Annotated in this window: 14 protein-coding genes; 10 read left to right on the top strand and 4 right to left on the bottom strand. The window is 62.2% G+C overall.

The window, feature by feature from the left end; all coding sequences use genetic code 11:
- Positions 1-2 precede the first annotated feature (2 nt).
- From iolD to iolB, 9 genes are all read left to right on the top strand, one after another.
- On the top strand, positions 3-1,928 hold the full coding sequence (gene iolD / locus ACMWL8_RS18265) for a 3D-(3,5/4)-trihydroxycyclohexane-1,2-dione acylhydrolase (decyclizing) (protein ID WP_028014048.1): 1,926 nt from the start codon (positions 3-5) through the stop codon (positions 1,926-1,928).
- A 300-nt stretch (positions 1,929-2,228) separates the two neighbouring features.
- A complete protein-coding gene (gene iolG / locus ACMWL8_RS18260; RefSeq protein ID WP_045260199.1) occupies positions 2,229-3,215 on the top strand; it encodes an inositol 2-dehydrogenase in 987 nt (328 codons plus the stop codon).
- Positions 3,216-3,246: 31 nt separating this feature from the next.
- Positions 3,247-4,176: a sugar ABC transporter substrate-binding protein gene (locus ACMWL8_RS18255; protein ID WP_041908742.1), complete on the top strand. Its 930-nt coding sequence runs from the start codon at positions 3,247-3,249 to the stop codon at positions 4,174-4,176.
- A gap of 48 nt (positions 4,177-4,224) precedes the next feature.
- On the top strand, positions 4,225-5,772 hold the full coding sequence (locus tag ACMWL8_RS18250) for a sugar ABC transporter ATP-binding protein (RefSeq protein WP_028014046.1): 1,548 nt from the start codon (positions 4,225-4,227) through the stop codon (positions 5,770-5,772).
- An 11-nt stretch (positions 5,773-5,783) separates the two neighbouring features.
- A complete protein-coding gene (locus ACMWL8_RS18245; protein ID WP_045260200.1) occupies positions 5,784-6,812 on the top strand; it encodes an ABC transporter permease in 1,029 nt (342 codons plus the stop codon).
- An 8-nt stretch (positions 6,813-6,820) separates the two neighbouring features.
- Positions 6,821-7,954: a Gfo/Idh/MocA family protein gene (locus ACMWL8_RS18240; RefSeq protein WP_045260201.1), complete on the top strand. Its 1,134-nt coding sequence runs from the start codon at positions 6,821-6,823 to the stop codon at positions 7,952-7,954.
- Between the two features lie 12 nt (positions 7,955-7,966).
- Positions 7,967-9,871, top strand: coding sequence for a bifunctional 5-dehydro-2-deoxygluconokinase/5-dehydro-2-deoxyphosphogluconate aldolase (locus tag ACMWL8_RS18235; RefSeq protein WP_045260202.1), 1,905 nt, complete (start codon positions 7,967-7,969; stop codon positions 9,869-9,871).
- An 11-nt stretch (positions 9,872-9,882) separates the two neighbouring features.
- A complete protein-coding gene (gene iolE / locus ACMWL8_RS18230; protein ID WP_045260203.1) occupies positions 9,883-10,773 on the top strand; it encodes a myo-inosose-2 dehydratase in 891 nt (296 codons plus the stop codon).
- Between the two features lie 9 nt (positions 10,774-10,782).
- Positions 10,783-11,607 (top strand): 5-deoxy-glucuronate isomerase, encoded by an 825-nt coding sequence (iolB, locus tag ACMWL8_RS18225; RefSeq protein ID WP_045260204.1) that lies wholly within the window; start codon positions 10,783-10,785, stop codon positions 11,605-11,607.
- Between the two features lie 89 nt (positions 11,608-11,696).
- Here iolB and ACMWL8_RS18220 read toward each other — a convergent pair whose 3' ends face one another.
- The 3 genes from ACMWL8_RS18220 to ACMWL8_RS18210 are packed head-to-tail and all read right to left on the bottom strand — an operon-like array spanning position 11,697 to position 14,198.
- Complete coding sequence (locus ACMWL8_RS18220) at positions 11,697-12,440, bottom strand: alpha/beta fold hydrolase (protein WP_045260205.1); 744 nt, start codon at positions 12,438-12,440, stop codon at positions 11,697-11,699.
- A gap of 11 nt (positions 12,441-12,451) precedes the next feature.
- Entirely contained in the window at positions 12,452-12,919 is a 468-nt protein-coding gene (locus tag ACMWL8_RS18215; protein ID WP_045260206.1) for a DUF6130 family protein, read from the bottom strand.
- Between the two features lie 49 nt (positions 12,920-12,968).
- A complete protein-coding gene (locus ACMWL8_RS18210; protein ID WP_045260207.1) occupies positions 12,969-14,198 on the bottom strand; it encodes an MFS transporter in 1,230 nt (409 codons plus the stop codon).
- Between the two features lie 97 nt (positions 14,199-14,295).
- Between ACMWL8_RS18210 and ACMWL8_RS18205 the strand changes: the two genes are divergently transcribed.
- On the top strand, positions 14,296-15,186 hold the full coding sequence (locus tag ACMWL8_RS18205; RefSeq protein WP_045260208.1) for a LysR family transcriptional regulator: 891 nt from the start codon (positions 14,296-14,298) through the stop codon (positions 15,184-15,186).
- Here the strand turns inward: ACMWL8_RS18205 and ACMWL8_RS18200 are convergent.
- Entirely contained in the window at positions 15,183-15,353 is a 171-nt protein-coding gene (locus tag ACMWL8_RS18200) for a YfgG family protein (protein WP_023337595.1), read from the bottom strand. The genes ACMWL8_RS18205 and ACMWL8_RS18200 overlap by 4 nt on opposite strands.
- Between the last annotated feature and the right edge of the window lie 49 nt (positions 15,354-15,402).

Below are 15,402 nucleotides of genomic sequence, written 5' to 3'. Positions count from 1 at the left end.
TTATGCAAACCGAACGTATGACCATGGCCCAGGCGCTGGTCCGGTTCCTGAATCAACAGTACGTCAGCGTTGACGGCAACGAAACGCCCTTCGTGGAGGGCGTGGCGACGATCTTTGGGCACGGCAACGTGCTGGGTATTGGCCAGGCGCTGGAGCAGGATCCCGGTCATCTGAAAATCATGCAGGGGTGCAACGAGCAGGGCATCGCCCACATGGCGACGGGATTCGCCAAACAGCACCGCCGCCAGCGCATATTTGCCGTCACCTCCTCGGTCGGGCCGGGCGCCGCCAATATGGTCACGGCAGCGGCCACCGCCACGGCGAACCGCATCCCGCTTTTACTGCTGCCGGGCGATATCTACGCCAGCCGCCAGCCGGACCCGGTGCTGCAGCAGATCGAGCAGTATCACGATCTCAGCATCAGCACCAACGACTGCTTCCGTCCGGTTTCCCGCTACTGGGACCGCATCAACCGCCCCGAGCAGCTCATGAGCGCCATGCTAAGCGCGATGCGAACGCTTACTGACCCCGCAGATACCGGAGCGGTGACCCTCTGTCTGCCGCAGGACGTGCAAGGGGAAGCGTGGGACTACCCGCTAAGCTTCTTCGCGCGTCGGGTGCACCACATCGAACGCCGTCCGCCCGATCCGCAGCGACTGGCGCAGGCGCGGGCGCTGATCGCCCGCAAGCGCCGTCCGCTGGTGGTGTGCGGCGGCGGCGTGCGTTACTCCGGCGCGCATGAGGCGTTTCGCGAATTTGTCGAGACGCTGCAGCTGCCGTTTGCCGAAACGCAGGCCGGGAAGGGGGCGCTGGTAAGTGACCACCCACTTAACCTCGGCGGCGTAGGAGTGACGGGCGGAATGGCTGCCAACCAGCTTGCGCCACAGGCTGACTTAGTGATTGGCGTCGGCACGCGCCTGACCGACTTTACCACCGGCTCCAAGGCGCTCTTTTCCCACCCGGACGTCGAATTCCTGCTGCTGAACGTGGCCGAGTTTGACGCCCTGAAGCTGGACGCCACCGCGCTGATTGCCGATGCCCAAACCGGGCTCCAGGCCTTAACCCACGCGCTCGGCGAGTATCGCAGCGGCTGGGGAGAGGCGATCGCCCAGGCGAAATCCGCGTGGCGCGATGAGTGCCGCCGCCTGTGGGATCGCCAGTGGCATCCGGACGACGCGCCCGAAGTGGCGGGGCATCTGGACGCGCAGCTGGCGGAATACGGCGAGACGCTCAATACCCGCCTGACCCAGACGCGGGTGCTGGGGCTGATCAATCAGCATGTGGAAGATAACGCCATCGTGGTGGGCGCGGCCGGTTCGCTGCCGGGAGATTTACAGCGCCTCTGGCAGGTCAAAACGCCGGACAGCTATCACCTGGAGTACGGCTACTCCTGCATGGGCTACGAGATTGCGGCGGCCATCGGCGCGAAGCTCGCCCGACCCGGGCAGCCGGTTTACGCCATGGTGGGGGATGGCTCCTACATGATGCTGCACTCCGAGCTGCAAACCGCCGTACAGGAGGGCATTAAGGTCACCGTTCTGCTGTTTGATAACGCCAGCTTCGGCTGCATTAACAACCTTCAGATGGGGCACGGGATGGGCAGCTTCGGCACGGAAAATCGCCATCGCAACCCGGAAACCGGGCGGCTTGACGGGCCGCTGGTGAAAGTCGATTTTGCTCAAAACGCGGAAAGCTACGGTTGTCGCGCGTGGCGGGTGAACGACGAGCAGAGCCTGCTGGCGGCGCTTGAGGCGTCACGCGCCCATCCGGGCCCGACGCTGCTGGACATCAAGGTATTGCCGAAGACCATGACCCATGACTACGGCTCGTGGTGGCGAACCGGTGACGCGCAGGTGGCAGAGTCGTCTGCCGTGCGTGAGGCCGCGGAGCAAACGCAGGCGCAGGTGAAAAAAGCCCGTCAGTATTGAGTTTTACTGTCTTAACGAAATTTTCATTTCATTTTCCCCTCACCCTAACCCTCTCCCAAAAGTGGAGAGGGGATGGGGTGGTGCACGCTTTTCTCCCTCGCTCCTTTGGGGAGAGGGCCGGGGTGAGGGGTGAGCAGTACCTTCTTTCATGTTGTGAGATTGATAACAAAAATTATCTCATACATCTCAAAAGTGTTAACCCGCACTCAAAAACATAATTTTCACTATTTATAAAAATGAAATAAATGTTTTATTTATAGGGTCGTTAGTTCACAGCATTCACCAACACCGGGAGCCGTTATGTTTAACATTGCTTTACTGGGCGCTGGCCGAATTGGCCAGGTACATGCAGCTAACATCGCCAGCCACGGCGCGACCACGCTCTGGTCCGTGGTTGACCCGAATCAGGAATTTGCCACCCGTCTCGCCGCACAGTATCAGGTCCGCCAGCAGAGCGTGAATGAGGCGATGACCGACCCTAACGTTCACGCCGTGCTGATCGCCTCCGCCACCGACACCCACGCGGATCTGATTGAAATGGCCGCCCGCCACGGCAAGGCTATCTTCTGCGAAAAGCCGGTACACCTCGACCTCGCCCGCGTGCGCGACTGCCTGAAAGTGGTTAAAGAGTACGACGTGCCGCTGTTCATCGGCTTTAACCGCCGCTTTGACCCACAGTTCCGCCGCGTGAAAACCGATGCCCAGGCCGGGCGCATCGGCAAGCCGGAATCGTTGCTGATCATCTCCCGCGACCCGTCTCCGCCGCCCGCGGAGTACGTGCGCGTCTCCGGCGGCATGTTCCGCGATATGACCATTCACGACTTCGACATGGCCCGTTTCATCATGGGCGAAGAGCCGGTGTCGGTGTATGCCCAGGGCAGTAACCTGGTGGATCCGGCGATTGGCGAGGCGGGGGATATCGATACCGCGTTTATCGTTCTGAAATATGCCTCCGGCGCGATGGCGACCATCGTCAACAGCCGCCGCTCCTCTTACGGTTACGACCAGCGCCTGGAGCTGCACGGCTCCGAAGGGCTGCTGTGCGCCGGCAATATTCTGGAAAACCAGGTGCAGCACTACGGCAAACAGGGCTGCACCAGCGCGCTGCCGGAACATTTCTTCCTGCAGCGCTACAAATCCGCTTACGCCGCGGAATGGGAACACTTTGTTGCGGTCCTGCGCGGCGAAGCGGTGTCTGACTGCAGCGGCGATGATGGTGAACGTGCGCTGTACCTTGCGGATAAAGCGCTGGAGTCGCTGCGTAGCCAGCGCGAGATCGTCCTCTAAACACAACAACCCTACACAGAGAGACATAATAATGAAAAAACTGATCTTAGCCGCCCTCATCGCCATGACGTCCGGGGCCGCCCTCGCCGAAAACGAGCAGATTGTTTTCAGTACGCCAAACCTGGCCATGCCGTTTGAGGTTCACATGCAGCGTACGGCGGTGAAAGCCGCGAAAGAGATGGGCGTGAAGCTTCAGGTACTGGACGGGCAGGGCAGTTCACCGAAGCAGGTGGCTGACCTGGAAAACGCCATCACCCGCGGGGCGCAGGGCTTTATCGTCTCCCCGAACGACGTGAACGCGGTCTCCAGCGCGGTGGATGAAATTCAGGATGCGAAGCTGCCGGTGGTCACCCTAGACCGCTCCGTCGACAGCCAGAAGAAAGTGCCCCACTTTGGCGCCAACAACTACAAAGGCGGCCAGGCGATTGGCGACTTCGTCAAAACCAAATTCCCCGACGGGGCAGAGATCATCCTGCTCACCGGCCAGCCGGGCTCCTCCTCCAATATTGAACGCACCAAAGGGATCCGCGACAGCCTGAAGGCGGGCGGGGATAAGTACAAGATCGTCGCCGATCAGACCGGCAACTGGATGCGTTCTGAAGGGATGCGCATCGTCGAAAGCGTTCTGCCTTCGCTACCGAAACGCCCGCAGGTGATCCTCTCCGCCAACGACGATATGGCGCTGGGCGCGATTGAAGCCCTGCAGAGCCAGGGCGTGAAGCCGGGTGAAATCCTCGTGACCGGTTTTGATGCGGTGCCGGAAGCGCTGGCCCGCGTGCGCGACGGCTGGCTGGCGGTAACGGCGGATCAGCGTCCGGGCTTTGCGGTGCAGACGGCGATGAGCCAGCTGGTGGCCAACGTGCGCGAGAAGAAAGCCATCACCGGGGCCGACTACCCGCCAACGCTTATCACCAAAGAGAACCTGCAGCAGGCTGAGCGTATCGGTGAGGCCGGTAACTGATATGTCCCGAGCCGCCTCTGGCGGCTCAACATGAGGAGGAGCAGACCGATGTCGCAACCCTTACTGAAAGTGACCGACCTGGCAAAAAGCTTTTCCGGCGTCTGGGCGCTAAGCAGCGCCCAGCTGACCGTCGGCGCGGGGGAGATCCACGCCCTGCTGGGGGAAAACGGAGCGGGAAAATCCACGCTGCTGAAGGCGCTTGCGGGCGCGCAGCCGCAAACCCGCGGGGATATCTGGTTTAACGGCGAAATGCTGCCGGTGGACGACTCTCCGGTGGAACGGCAGAACAAGGGCATTATCACCATCTATCAGGAATTCAACCTGCTGCCCAACATGACCGTCGCGGAAAACATGTTTCTCGGGCGCGAGCCGCGTAAACGTAATCTGATCGTCGACGAAAGGGCGGTAAATCAGGAGGCGCAGGTCATTCTCGATTACCTGCAGCTAAACGTTGCGCCGACCACGCCGGTCGCCCGTCTGAGCGTCGCCCAGCAGCAGATGGTGGAGATCGCCCGGGCGCTGACCCTCAACGCTCGCCTGATCATCATGGACGAACCTTCCGCCGCGCTGAGCGACAGCGAGGTGGAAAGCCTGCACCGCGTGGTGCGGGAGCTTAAAAACCGCGGCGTGAGCATTATTTACGTTACCCACCGCCTGCACGAAGTTTTCCAGCTCTGCGATCGCTTCACCGTATTTCAGGACGGCCGCTTCACCGGCACCGGCGCGGTGGCGGAGACCAACGTCGAACAGCTGATCCGCCTGATGGTCGGGCGCGACGTGGCCTTTAACCGTCGCCCCGCCAGCGAAACCCATCATCAAGACAAACCTGTCCGCCTGGCGGTGAAGGGGCTGAGCCGTGAAAAGCCGCCGCTGGATCCGCACGGCATCGCCTTGCACGACATCAGCTTCCACGTCCACGCCGGGGAAGTTCTGGGCATTGCCGGGCTGGTGGGCGCGGGACGCACCGAGGTGGCTCGCTGCCTGTTTGGCGCAGACGCCTTTACCTCCGGGAGCTTTGAGCTGGACGGCGTGCCATACCAGCCGCGCGACCCGCTGTATGCCCTCGACCAGGGCGTGGCGCTGGTGCCCGAAGACCGTAAAAAAGAGGGGGCGGTGCTCGGGCTGTCGATTCGCGACAACCTGTCGCTCTCGTGCCTCTCCTCGCTGCTGCAGTGGCGCTGGTTCGTGAACACCCGCAAAGAGGACGATCTGATTGAGTCCTACCGGCAGGCCCTGCAGATCAAAATGGTCAACAGCGCGCAGGAGGTGCGCAAGCTCTCCGGCGGTAACCAGCAGAAGGTGATCCTCGCGCGCTGCATGGCGCTCAACCCGCGGGTGCTGATCGTCGATGAGCCGACGCGCGGCATTGACGTGGGGACCAAATCGGAAGTGCACCAGGTGCTGTTTGACATGGCGAAAAAAGGCGTGGCGGTGATCGTGATCTCCTCCGATCTGCCTGAAGTGATGGCGGTGTCTGACCGGATCATCACCCTCAGCGAAGGCCGGGTGACCGGCGAGATCCACGGTGACGACGCTAACGAAGAACGGCTGATGACGATGATGGCCATCAACCACAACGCCCTGAACGCGGCATAACGGAGTTTCTCATGACGCAGATGATTTCTAAAACGCAGGCCCCGGTCAAACGCGCCGGACGCATCGATCCCATCGCCTTCTTCGAGCGCTTCGGGGTGTTGATTTTCATGATTCTGCTGCTGATCTTCTTCCAGTCGCAGAACAGCAACTTTTTCTCTGAACGCAATATTTTCAACATCCTGACCGAAGTCTCAATCTACGGGATCATGGCCGTGGGGATGACCTTCGTCATTCTGACCGCCGGGATCGACCTCTCCGTGGGCTCCATTCTGGCGGTGTGCGCCATGACCGCGGCGTACGTTATTAAGGGCGATAACTTCACCACCGTCGACCCGAATGCCTGGGGTGGCATGAGCTGGCTGATCGGGCTGGGGATTTGTCTGGCGATGGGCACGGCGATTGGCTTCCTGCACGGCCTGGGTGTCACCCGCCTGCGCCTGCCGCCGTTTATCGTCACCCTCGGCGGGATGACCATCTGGCGCGGCCTGACCCTGGTGATCAACGACGGCGCGCCGATTGCCGGTTTTGACCCTGGCTACCGCTGGTGGGGACGCGGGGGGTTGCTCGGCATCTCCATTCCGATCTGGATCTTCGCCATCGTCGCCGTTGGCGGCTATCTGGCGCTGCATAAAACCCGCTGGGGCCGCTTCGTCTACGCCATCGGCGGCAACCCGGAGGCGGCGCGCCTGGCGGGGGTTAACGTCAAGCGCGTGCTCGTCAGCGTCTACGTGCTGATCGGCTGTCTGGCCGGGCTGGCGGGCTTCATCCTGAGCGCGCGTCTGGGGAGCGCCGAGGCGGTGGCCGGGATCTCCTTTGAGCTGCGCGTCATCGCCTCGGTGGTGATTGGCGGCACGTCGCTGATGGGCGGCTACGGGCGCATCGGCGGCACCATTATCGGCTCCATCATTATGGGCATTCTGATTAACGGCCTGGTGCTGATGAACGTCTCTGCTTACTACCAGCAAATTATCACCGGGTTAATTATCGTTCTGGCGGTGGCGTTTGATACCTACGCCAAGAGCCGTCGCGGCGCACTGTGAGGATCGTGATGAAAGAGGTTCGTATTGGATTGATTGGCACCGGGTATATCGGCAAGGCGCACGCTATCGCTTATGCCCAGGCCCCGACGGTGTTCAACCTGCGCGGCAGGCTGGTGCGCGAGATGGTGGCGGAAGTCACGCCGGAGCTGGCGGCAGAGCGCGCCCGGGCGTTTGGCTTTAACCGTTCAACGGGAGACTGGCGGGCGCTGGTGGCCGACCCGGCCATTGACGTGGTGGATATTTGCTCACCTAACCACCTGCATAAAGAGATGGCGCTGGAGGCGATCCGCCACGGCAAGCACGTCTACTCGGAGAAGCCTCTGGCGCTCAACGCCCACGATGCGCGCGAGATGGTCGACGCCGCGAAGCGGGCCGGGGTGAAAACGCTGGTGGGGTTCAACTACATGAAGAACCCGACGGCGCAGCTGGCGAAGGAGATTATCGGCCGCGGCGAGATTGGCGATGTGATCCACTTCTACGGCACCCACAACGAAGACTATATGGCCGACCCGCTGTCGCCCATCCACTGGCACTGCTTTAAAGAGACCGCCGGGCTGGGCGCGCTGGGCGACCTCGCGGCGCATATCGTCAATATGGCTCAGTACCTGGTGGGCGATATCGAGCAGGTCTGCGGCGATCTGAAGATCGTGGTCCCGGCGCGCCCGGCGAAGGCCGGATCGTCAGAGATGATTGCGGTGGAAAACGAGGATCAGGCCCACGCGATGGTGCGCTTCGCGGGCGGGGCGCAGGGTGTCATTGAAACCTCCCGCGTCGCCTGCGGCCGCAAAATGGGGCTCTCGTACGTGATCACCGGGACGAAGGGCGCCATCAGCTTCACCCAGGAGCGCATGGCGGAGCTAAAGCTCTATCTGCATGACGATCCGGTGAACCGTCAGGGGTTCCGCACGCTGCTCGTCGGCCCGGCGCACCCGGACTACGCCGCGTTCTGCATGGGCGCAGGCCACGGAATTGGCTTTAACGATCAAAAAACGGTGGAGGTGCGCGACCTAGTGGACGGGATTGCCGCCGACGTGCCGATGTGGCCGGACTTCGAAGAGGGCTGGAAGGTGTCGCGCGTGCTGGACGCGATTGCGCTCTCGCACCGGGAAGGCCGCTGGCTGAACGTGAACGACATTGTCTGATGAGGTATCAACGTGGAAAAGCAGTTTGATGTGATATGCATGGGCCGCGTGGCGGTAGACCTCTATAGTCAGCAGATTGGTGCCCGCCTGGAGGACGTGTCGAGCTTCGCCAAATACCTTGGCGGATCCTCCGGCAACGTGGCGTACGGCACCGCGCGCCAGGGCCTGCGCTCGTCGATGCTGGCGCGCGTCGGCGATGAACATATGGGCCGCTTCCTGCGCGAAGAGCTCAACCAGGTAGGCTGCGATACCAGCCATCTGATTACCGATAAAGAGCGCCTCACGGCGCTGGTGCTACTCGGCATTAAAGACCGGGACACCTTTCCTCTGATTTTTTATCGCGATAACTGCGCGGATATGGCGATTACCGCCAGCGATGTGGATGAAAGCTACATTGCCTCCGCACGTTCTCTTGCCATCACCGGGACCCACCTTTCTCATCCGCAGACCCGCGAGGCGGTGCTGACGGCGCTGGGCTATGCCCGCCGTCACGGCGTGCGCACGGTGCTGGACATCGACTACCGTCCGGTGCTGTGGGGGCTCACCTCCTTAGGCGACGGCGAAACGCGCTTTATCGCCGCCGACCAGGTCACCCGCGAGCTGCAGGAGGTATTGCACCTCTTCGACGTCATTGTCGGCACCGAAGAGGAGTTCCACATTGCGGGCGGCAGCACGGATACCCTGCAGGCGCTGGGGCAGGTGCGCGCCGTCAGTGAAGCAACGCTGGTCTGCAAGCGCGGCGCGCTGGGCTGCTCGGTCTATACCGACGCCATTCCGCCCCGGCTGGACGACGGCCTGACGGTGACAGGCGTGCGCGTGGAAGTGCTGAACGTTCTCGGGGCGGGGGACGCGTTTATGTCCGGCCTGCTGCGCGGCTACCTGAACGACGAGGGCTGGGAGCAGGCGTGCCGCTACGCCAACGCCTGCGGCGCGCTGGTGGTCTCGCGCCACGGCTGCGCCCCGGCGATGCCGAGCAAAATCGAGCTGGACGACTATCTCTCCCGCGCTGCGGATGTGCCGCGCCCGGATCTTGACCCGCGTCTTAACCATCTCCACCGGGTGACCACCCGCCGCCGCGAATGGCCGGAGCTGTGCGTGATGGCCTTCGATCACCGCAGCCAGCTTGAGGATATGGCGATGCAGTGCGGCGCGTCGCTTAAGCGCATTCCGGCGCTGAAGCAGCTGATCCTGCAGGCCAGCCGCGAGGCGGCGAGCCGCGCCGGGCTGGAGGGCAAAGCCGGCCTGCTGTGTGACGGCACCTTTGGTCAGGACGCGCTGAACGCGATCACCGGAGAAGGGTGGTGGATTGGTCGCCCCATTGAGCTGCCGGGCTCCCGCCCGCTGGAGATGGAGCACGGCAATATCGGCACCCAGCTTATCAGCTGGCCGCAGGAGCACGTGGTGAAGTGCCTGGTCTTCTTCCACCCGGAAGATGCCCATGGCCTGCGCCTGGAGCAGGAGCAGAAAATCGCTGAGGTGTACCACGCCTGCTGCCGGTCCGGGCACGAGCTGCTGCTGGAGGTGATCCTGCCCGCCAGCATGCCGCGCAGCGACGAGCTCTACCTGCGCGCCATTTCCCGCTTCTACAACCTGGGCATTTACCCGGACTGGTGGAAGCTGCCGCCGCTTTCCGCCGACGGCTGGACGGCGCTCGGCGAGATTATCGAACGCCGGGACCCGCACTGCCGCGGGGTGGTGATCCTCGGTCTGGACGCTCCGGCGGAACAGCTGCGCGCGGGCTTCAAGGCCGCAGCGGGGCAGCCGCTGGTTAAAGGCTTCGCCGTGGGGCGCACGCTGTTTGGCGACGCCTCCCGCGCGTGGCTGAAGCACGATATTGACGATGCGCAGCTGGTAGCGCGCATCCGGGACAACTACCTGCAGCTTATCGCCTGGTGGCGCGAGCGCGGACACGCATAATGGAGATAACAATGAGTGTGCAATTAGGCATTAACCCGCTGACGTGGACGAACGACGATCTGCCTTCCCTCGGCGCGGAAACCTCGCTGGAGACCTGCCTGAGCGAAGGGAAAGAGGCCGGTTTTGCTGGCTTTGAGCTGGGCAACAAATTCCCGCGTGAAGCGCGCCTGCTTGGCCCGATTTTGCAGCGCCACGACCTGCAGCTGGTCTCCGGCTGGTACTCCGGCCGCCTGCTGGAGCGCAGCGTGGAGGAGGAGATCGCCGCCGTGCAGCCGCACCTGACGCTGCTGCGCGAGCTGGGGGCGAAGGTGCTGGTCTTTGCGGAAGTGAGCGGCTGCATTCACGGCGAGCAGCAGACCCCGGTGCATCTGCGTCCGCGCTTCCCTCAGGCGCGCTGGAAGGAGTACGGCGAGAAGCTCACCGAATTTGCCCGCTACACGCAGCAGCAGGGAGTCCAGATTGCTTACCATCATCATATGGGCACGGTGATTGAGTCCGCCGACGACGTGGACAACCTGATGACCCACACCGGAGAGGCGGTGGGACTGCTGCTGGACACCGGTCACCTGACCTTTGCCGGGGCCGATCCGCTGGCGGTGGCGCAGCGCTGGGCGTCGCGCATCAACCACGTTCACTGCAAAGACGTGCGCGCCGACGTGCTGGCGGACGTGAAAAACCGCAAAACAAGCTTCCTTGATGCGGTGCTGAGCGGCGTGTTTACCGTGCCGGGCGACGGCTGCGTCGATTACCCGCCGATCATGAGTCTGCTGAAGGCGCAGGACTATCGCGGCTGGCTGGTGGTGGAGGCCGAGCAGGATCCGGCGATTGCCCATCCGCTGACCTACGCTCGTCTGGGGTATAACAACCTGAGCCGCCTGGCGCGCGACGCCGGGCTTATTTGAGGAGGTGACATGTCACGTCTGTTATCACGCTGGCAGCAGCCGAACGCGGAGGGGCGCACTCAGTCCGTCACCCCGGAACGCGCAGGGTGGGGGTACGTCGGGTTTGAGGCGTATGAGCTGCAGGAGGGGCAGACGCTGACGCTGCCCGCCGTCAGGGAAGAGCGCTGCCTGGTGCTGGTCGCCGGGCGCGCCTCTATCACCACGCCTTCCGCGCAGTTTAACGATATCGGCGAGCGGATGAGCCCCTTCGAGCGCATCAAACCGTGGGCAGTGTACGTTACCCCGCTGGAGACGGTGCAGGTGAAGGCGCTGACGGCGCTGGAGCTGGCGGTCTGCGCCGCGCCGGGCAAGAGCTCGTACCCGACGCGGCTGATTGCCCCGCAGGATATCGACGCTGAAGCGCGCGGCAAGGGGCACAACCAGCGCTACGTGCACAACATTCTGCCGGAAGACAAGCCCGCCGACAGCCTGCTGGTGGTGGAGGTCTGGACTAACGAGGGCTGTACCAGCTCGTACCCGAGCCACAAGCATGACACGGATAACCCGCCGCAGGAGACCTACCTGGAGGAGACCTACTACCATCGCCTCAACCCGGAGCAGGGGTTCTGCATGCAGCGCGTCTACACCGACGACAGAACGCTGGATGAGTGTATGGCGGTCTACAACCGTGACGTGGTGATGGTGCCGAAGGGGTATCACCCGGTGGCGACGATGGCGGGGTATGACAGCTACTACCTCAACGTGATGGCCGGTCCGGTGCGCAAATGGATGTTCACCTGGGAAGAGGACCACGCGTGGATTAATCGCGATTATCCCGCAGAGACGGGGGGCTGAGACGGCCTTTCTTGTCGGGTGGCGCTGCGCTTACCCTGCCTACGAAATCGTAGGTTCGTGCAAGCGTAGCGCCGCCGGGCGAATTGTCCTCAGTGCGTCCGCCTCGCCTGCTCAATCGTCCGGGCGATGGCCTCAGGCTGACTCACCATCGACACGTGGCTCGCGGCCACCTCGGTGGTTTTCGCATGTATTGCCTTCGCCATCGCACGTTCCAGGTCGGGGTTGATCATCCGGTCATGCTTGCTGACCACAAACCAGCTCGGTTTATCATGCCACGCCGCGTGAGTCACCTTTTCACCAAACGCATCGGCTTTAATCGGCCCCTGCGTGGCCGCGATAGCGTTTTGTTCAGCCGGCTTCACGTCAGGCGCGAAGTCCTTCCTGACGGCTTCTGTCGGCAGGTATAAATAGCCGTCCGCCGTTTTAGCGATGCCCGCGCTGCCCGGCGGCGGAGGGAAGCTACCTGCCAGATCCGCCGTCGACTGGCCGGAATCCGGCGCGAACGCCGCCACATACACCAGCGATTTTACCCGTGCATCGTTGCCCGCCTCGCTAATGACGGTGCCGCCCCAGGAGTGGCCTACCAGCACCACGTCGCCGTGCGCCCGGGCGATGGCCCGTTTTGTGGCGGCAACATCATCATTAAGCGAGGTGAGCGGGAGCTGGACGGCAATGACCTCTGCGTGTTGTTTCTGCAGAAGGGTTATCACCTTATTCCAGCTGCTGCCGTCGGCAAACGCGCCGTGCACCAGCACGACGCTGGTTTTATTTTCCGCGAAGGCGCTGGCAGAAAGTGCCAGCAGGCCCGCCGTCAGTACAGACAGTGCTTTCATGTTCAGACTCCTTAAAAATGGTGGATCGCCGCGTGGGGCGGGACGGTAAATTCAATGGTTTTGTGGTCGAGCGGCTTATGCGTCGGGTCAGCCAGGATGATCGTTACCTCGTGCTTGCCGGCGGGCAGCCCCACCAGGATCACAGGCTCGCCGCTGGCGTCAGCCCAGTGCCACGGCGCGCCGTCCACCACCACGTGAATGTGCCCGATGCGCGGGGTCACCTTGAGCGCCTCGGGGCCGAATACCGGCTCGATGCGCAGGTTTTCGGCCCGGTACTGAATAAACACCGCGCCTTTGCTCAGCGGCCCGGCAAGCGGCGGATCGACGATCAGTTTTGCTGGCGGTTGCGGCTGCGCCAGCGGGGCAACGGCGGCGGGGCCGTTAACGTCCGCGGCGCTCAGGTTGTCCAGCGGCGTGGCCTGGGCATGTGTTACAGAGGCCAGGACGAGCAGGGGTAAAATTGCGTAACGACGAATCATGGTTCTCTCCTCATCAGTTCTGAATGACGACAGGGAAAGAAAACCATTTTTATGTATCGGAGATATTTGCCGGAGGGGGCGTTTTGTACCCGTTTGTCAGCGCGTCGTGCGGGATACAGTGCGATACAGTTTGCCTACCGGGATGGCGCACGATCGCTATCGCCAGCCCGACAATCACCAGCGTTAACCCCGTCGACACTCCCATTGCACCCGCGATCCCCAGCGTTTTGTTCAGCCACGCATAGGCAAACGGTGCGGCTGCGGCCATCAGTTGGCCCGGGATAAGCAGCATGCCCGTGCGGCGGGCATAGCTTTCCGTGCTAAACAGCTCCAGTGGCAGCGTGGCTTTTACTATGGTGACCAGCCCGTTGATGGCGCCATAGCCCAGCACAAACCCGGCTGCGCACCAGACAAACAGGGTGCTGCTTATTCCCACAAGAAAACACAGCGGCATGGCAAGAGCGGTAAAAAGCGTAAGTTTGAAGGGGGTTAAGTGGCCGCCTGCCAGCACCTCCAGCGAGCGCGCGCCCGTCTGTCCGATCCCCCACAGCATGCCGATGGCGACCGGCAGGCCAAAGTGGGCAATAAACTCCGGCAGATGGGTGGAGGTGCCGTTAGAGACAAAGGTGATAAGGGCGATGAAGGCCGCATAAAGCCAGGCGTTACGCCGCTCGTTGCGCAGGGGCGGCGCGATGGCCTTTGTGTTTTCCGTCAGCCGCTGCCGGGGAAGCGTGCGGATCAGCACTGCGCTCAGCAGACCAAGCAGGGCATAAATGCGTAACGCGTCCTGCCAGCTCATGATGTGAAGCAGGCCATCGCCCAGCGGCCAGAAGACGGCAGACGCCAGCCCGCCCATCAGCGTAATACGTGAGATCGTCCCGCGTGCCTGCTGACCATAAAGATTAACCAGCGCGGCGAACAGTGCGTCATACAGCGACAGACGCATCCCGATGCCGCACAGTAGCCAGGCGCCGTACCAGCCAGACAGCGTCCGGGTATACGCCATACCGGCGCAGCTTGCGGCAATCAGCAGCGTTCCGCCCATTACCACTTTCTGTCCGCCAAAGCGTGCCAGCAGACGGGCGACGAAAGGGGAGACCGCGGCCATCACCAGCATCGCCAGCGTCAGGCCGAGGTAAATCTGCGGCGCTGACCATCCCCGGTCGGCTGAAATGGTCCGCGCAAAGGTGCCGGGCAGATAAAACGAGATCCCCCAGTTGATAAGCTGATTACATCCGGCAGTAAGGGCAAGGCGACGAGGCAGGGCAGGTGTTTCCATTGTTTTTCATTCCGTTATGCAGTTGTCCTGAGCATAGCGAGCGCGGTATTGTGCTGGCAGGCCTGCAACCTTATGCGCTGTATAAGAGAAACTTTGAATGACGACGCTTAACCTTGGCTATCTCGCGACGTTCCGTCTGGTGATCCAGCGCGGCAGCTTTTCGGCGGCGGCGGATCTGCTGGGCATTTCCCAGCCTGCCGTTAGTCTGCAAATACGTCAGCTGGAGCAGTTTCTGCAAACGCGGCTGGTGGAGCGTACCGGACGGGGCATTAAGGCCACGGCTGCCGGAGAGTCACTGCTGGTGCACGGAGAGCGCATTCAGCAGGTTGTGGACGAAATCCTGCGGTCCGTGAGCGCGTTCAGCCACGATGTCAGCGGGACCATTACTCTTGGTACGGGGGCGACGGCCTGTATCCATCTTCTGCCGCCCCTGCTGGAGCAGCTGCGCCGCGACTATCCGCTCCTGCGGGTGGGCGTAACAACGGGCAACACCCTCGACATCGTCAGGGCCATCGAAGAGAACCGTCTCGATATGGGGCTGGTGACGCTGCCGGTCAGCGGCAGAGCGCTGGACGTTATGCCGGTGATGGACGAGGAGTTTGTTTTTATCGCGTCGCGGGAACAGCAGGATGCTTTCAGCGAGTTAACCCCGGAGGCGCTCCATGCTCAGCCGCTGATCGCCTTTGAGTCTGGCAGCGGTACCCGGGCGCTCATTGATGGCTGGTTTGCGGCCAATGGGTTAGCGATCGCGCCGGTGATGCAGCTTGGCAGCATTGAGGCGATTAAGCGTATGGTTCGGGTGGGGCTCGGCTACAGTATCGTTCCGCGAATGGCGGTTGAGCATGACGCTGACCGTGAAGGGCTCTGCGTCATGTCGCTCACGCCCGTGCTGCAGCGCCAGCTCGCCATCGTGATGCGGCAGGACAAGATCCTCAGCAAAGGGATCGCGGGGATTATTCGGCTGGTGCAAAACCCATCGCAGGGCTAGCGGTCAGCGGCGTCGACGTTCAGGCTGGACTGCTGCGACTGGATTTTGTCCTGATGGTGATACCAGGCGCCGATGGAAGAGTAAACGAAGCGGCCAAAGAAAAACAGAAAGCTGATGAGCAGTATAATGCGGGTCATCCGGGTGTTAAAACGGTGTCGTTTGCGCATACGCGTGGCCTGACTCACTCTTCTTTTTCCTGGGCATGCCCTTCTGGGC

The sequence above is a fragment of the Enterobacter sp. 04-C-12-SI-ECC genome (assembly GCF_047530715.1).
GTDB lineage: Bacteria > Pseudomonadota > Gammaproteobacteria > Enterobacterales > Enterobacteriaceae > Enterobacter > Enterobacter bugandensis.
The sequence above is the reverse complement of the archived record's forward strand: the minus strand, read 5'-3'. Positions and strand labels throughout refer to the sequence as shown.

What these genes read in the sequence shown, in the direction of transcription:
- ACMWL8_RS18245 (WP_045260200.1), top strand. Translation starts at nt 5,784, where the DNA reads ATGACGCAGATGATTTCTAAAACGCAGGCCCCGGTCAAACGCGCCGGA.
- ACMWL8_RS18250 (WP_028014046.1), top strand. Translation starts at nt 4,225, where the DNA reads ATGTCGCAACCCTTACTGAAAGTGACCGACCTGGCAAAAAGCTTTTCC.
- ACMWL8_RS18240 (WP_045260201.1), top strand. Translation starts at nt 6,821, where the DNA reads ATGAAAGAGGTTCGTATTGGATTGATTGGCACCGGGTATATCGGCAAG.
- ACMWL8_RS18205 (WP_045260208.1), top strand. Translation starts at nt 14,296, where the DNA reads ATGACGACGCTTAACCTTGGCTATCTCGCGACGTTCCGTCTGGTGATC.
- iolG (WP_045260199.1), top strand. Translation starts at nt 2,229, where the DNA reads ATGTTTAACATTGCTTTACTGGGCGCTGGCCGAATTGGCCAGGTACAT.
- iolB (WP_045260204.1), top strand. Translation starts at nt 10,783, where the DNA reads ATGTCACGTCTGTTATCACGCTGGCAGCAGCCGAACGCGGAGGGGCGC.
- ACMWL8_RS18220 (WP_045260205.1), bottom strand. Translation starts at nt 12,440, where the DNA reads ATGAAAGCACTGTCTGTACTGACGGCGGGCCTGCTGGCACTTTCTGCC.
- ACMWL8_RS18255 (WP_041908742.1), top strand. Translation starts at nt 3,247, where the DNA reads ATGAAAAAACTGATCTTAGCCGCCCTCATCGCCATGACGTCCGGGGCC.
- ACMWL8_RS18210 (WP_045260207.1), bottom strand. Translation starts at nt 14,198, where the DNA reads ATGGAAACACCTGCCCTGCCTCGTCGCCTTGCCCTTACTGCCGGATGT.
- iolD (WP_028014048.1), top strand. Translation starts at nt 3, where the DNA reads ATGCAAACCGAACGTATGACCATGGCCCAGGCGCTGGTCCGGTTCCTG.
- ACMWL8_RS18215 (WP_045260206.1), bottom strand. Translation starts at nt 12,919, where the DNA reads ATGATTCGTCGTTACGCAATTTTACCCCTGCTCGTCCTGGCCTCTGTA.
- iolE (WP_045260203.1), top strand. Translation starts at nt 9,883, where the DNA reads ATGAGTGTGCAATTAGGCATTAACCCGCTGACGTGGACGAACGACGAT.
- ACMWL8_RS18200 (WP_023337595.1), bottom strand. Translation starts at nt 15,353, where the DNA reads ATGCGCAAACGACACCGTTTTAACACCCGGATGACCCGCATTATACTG.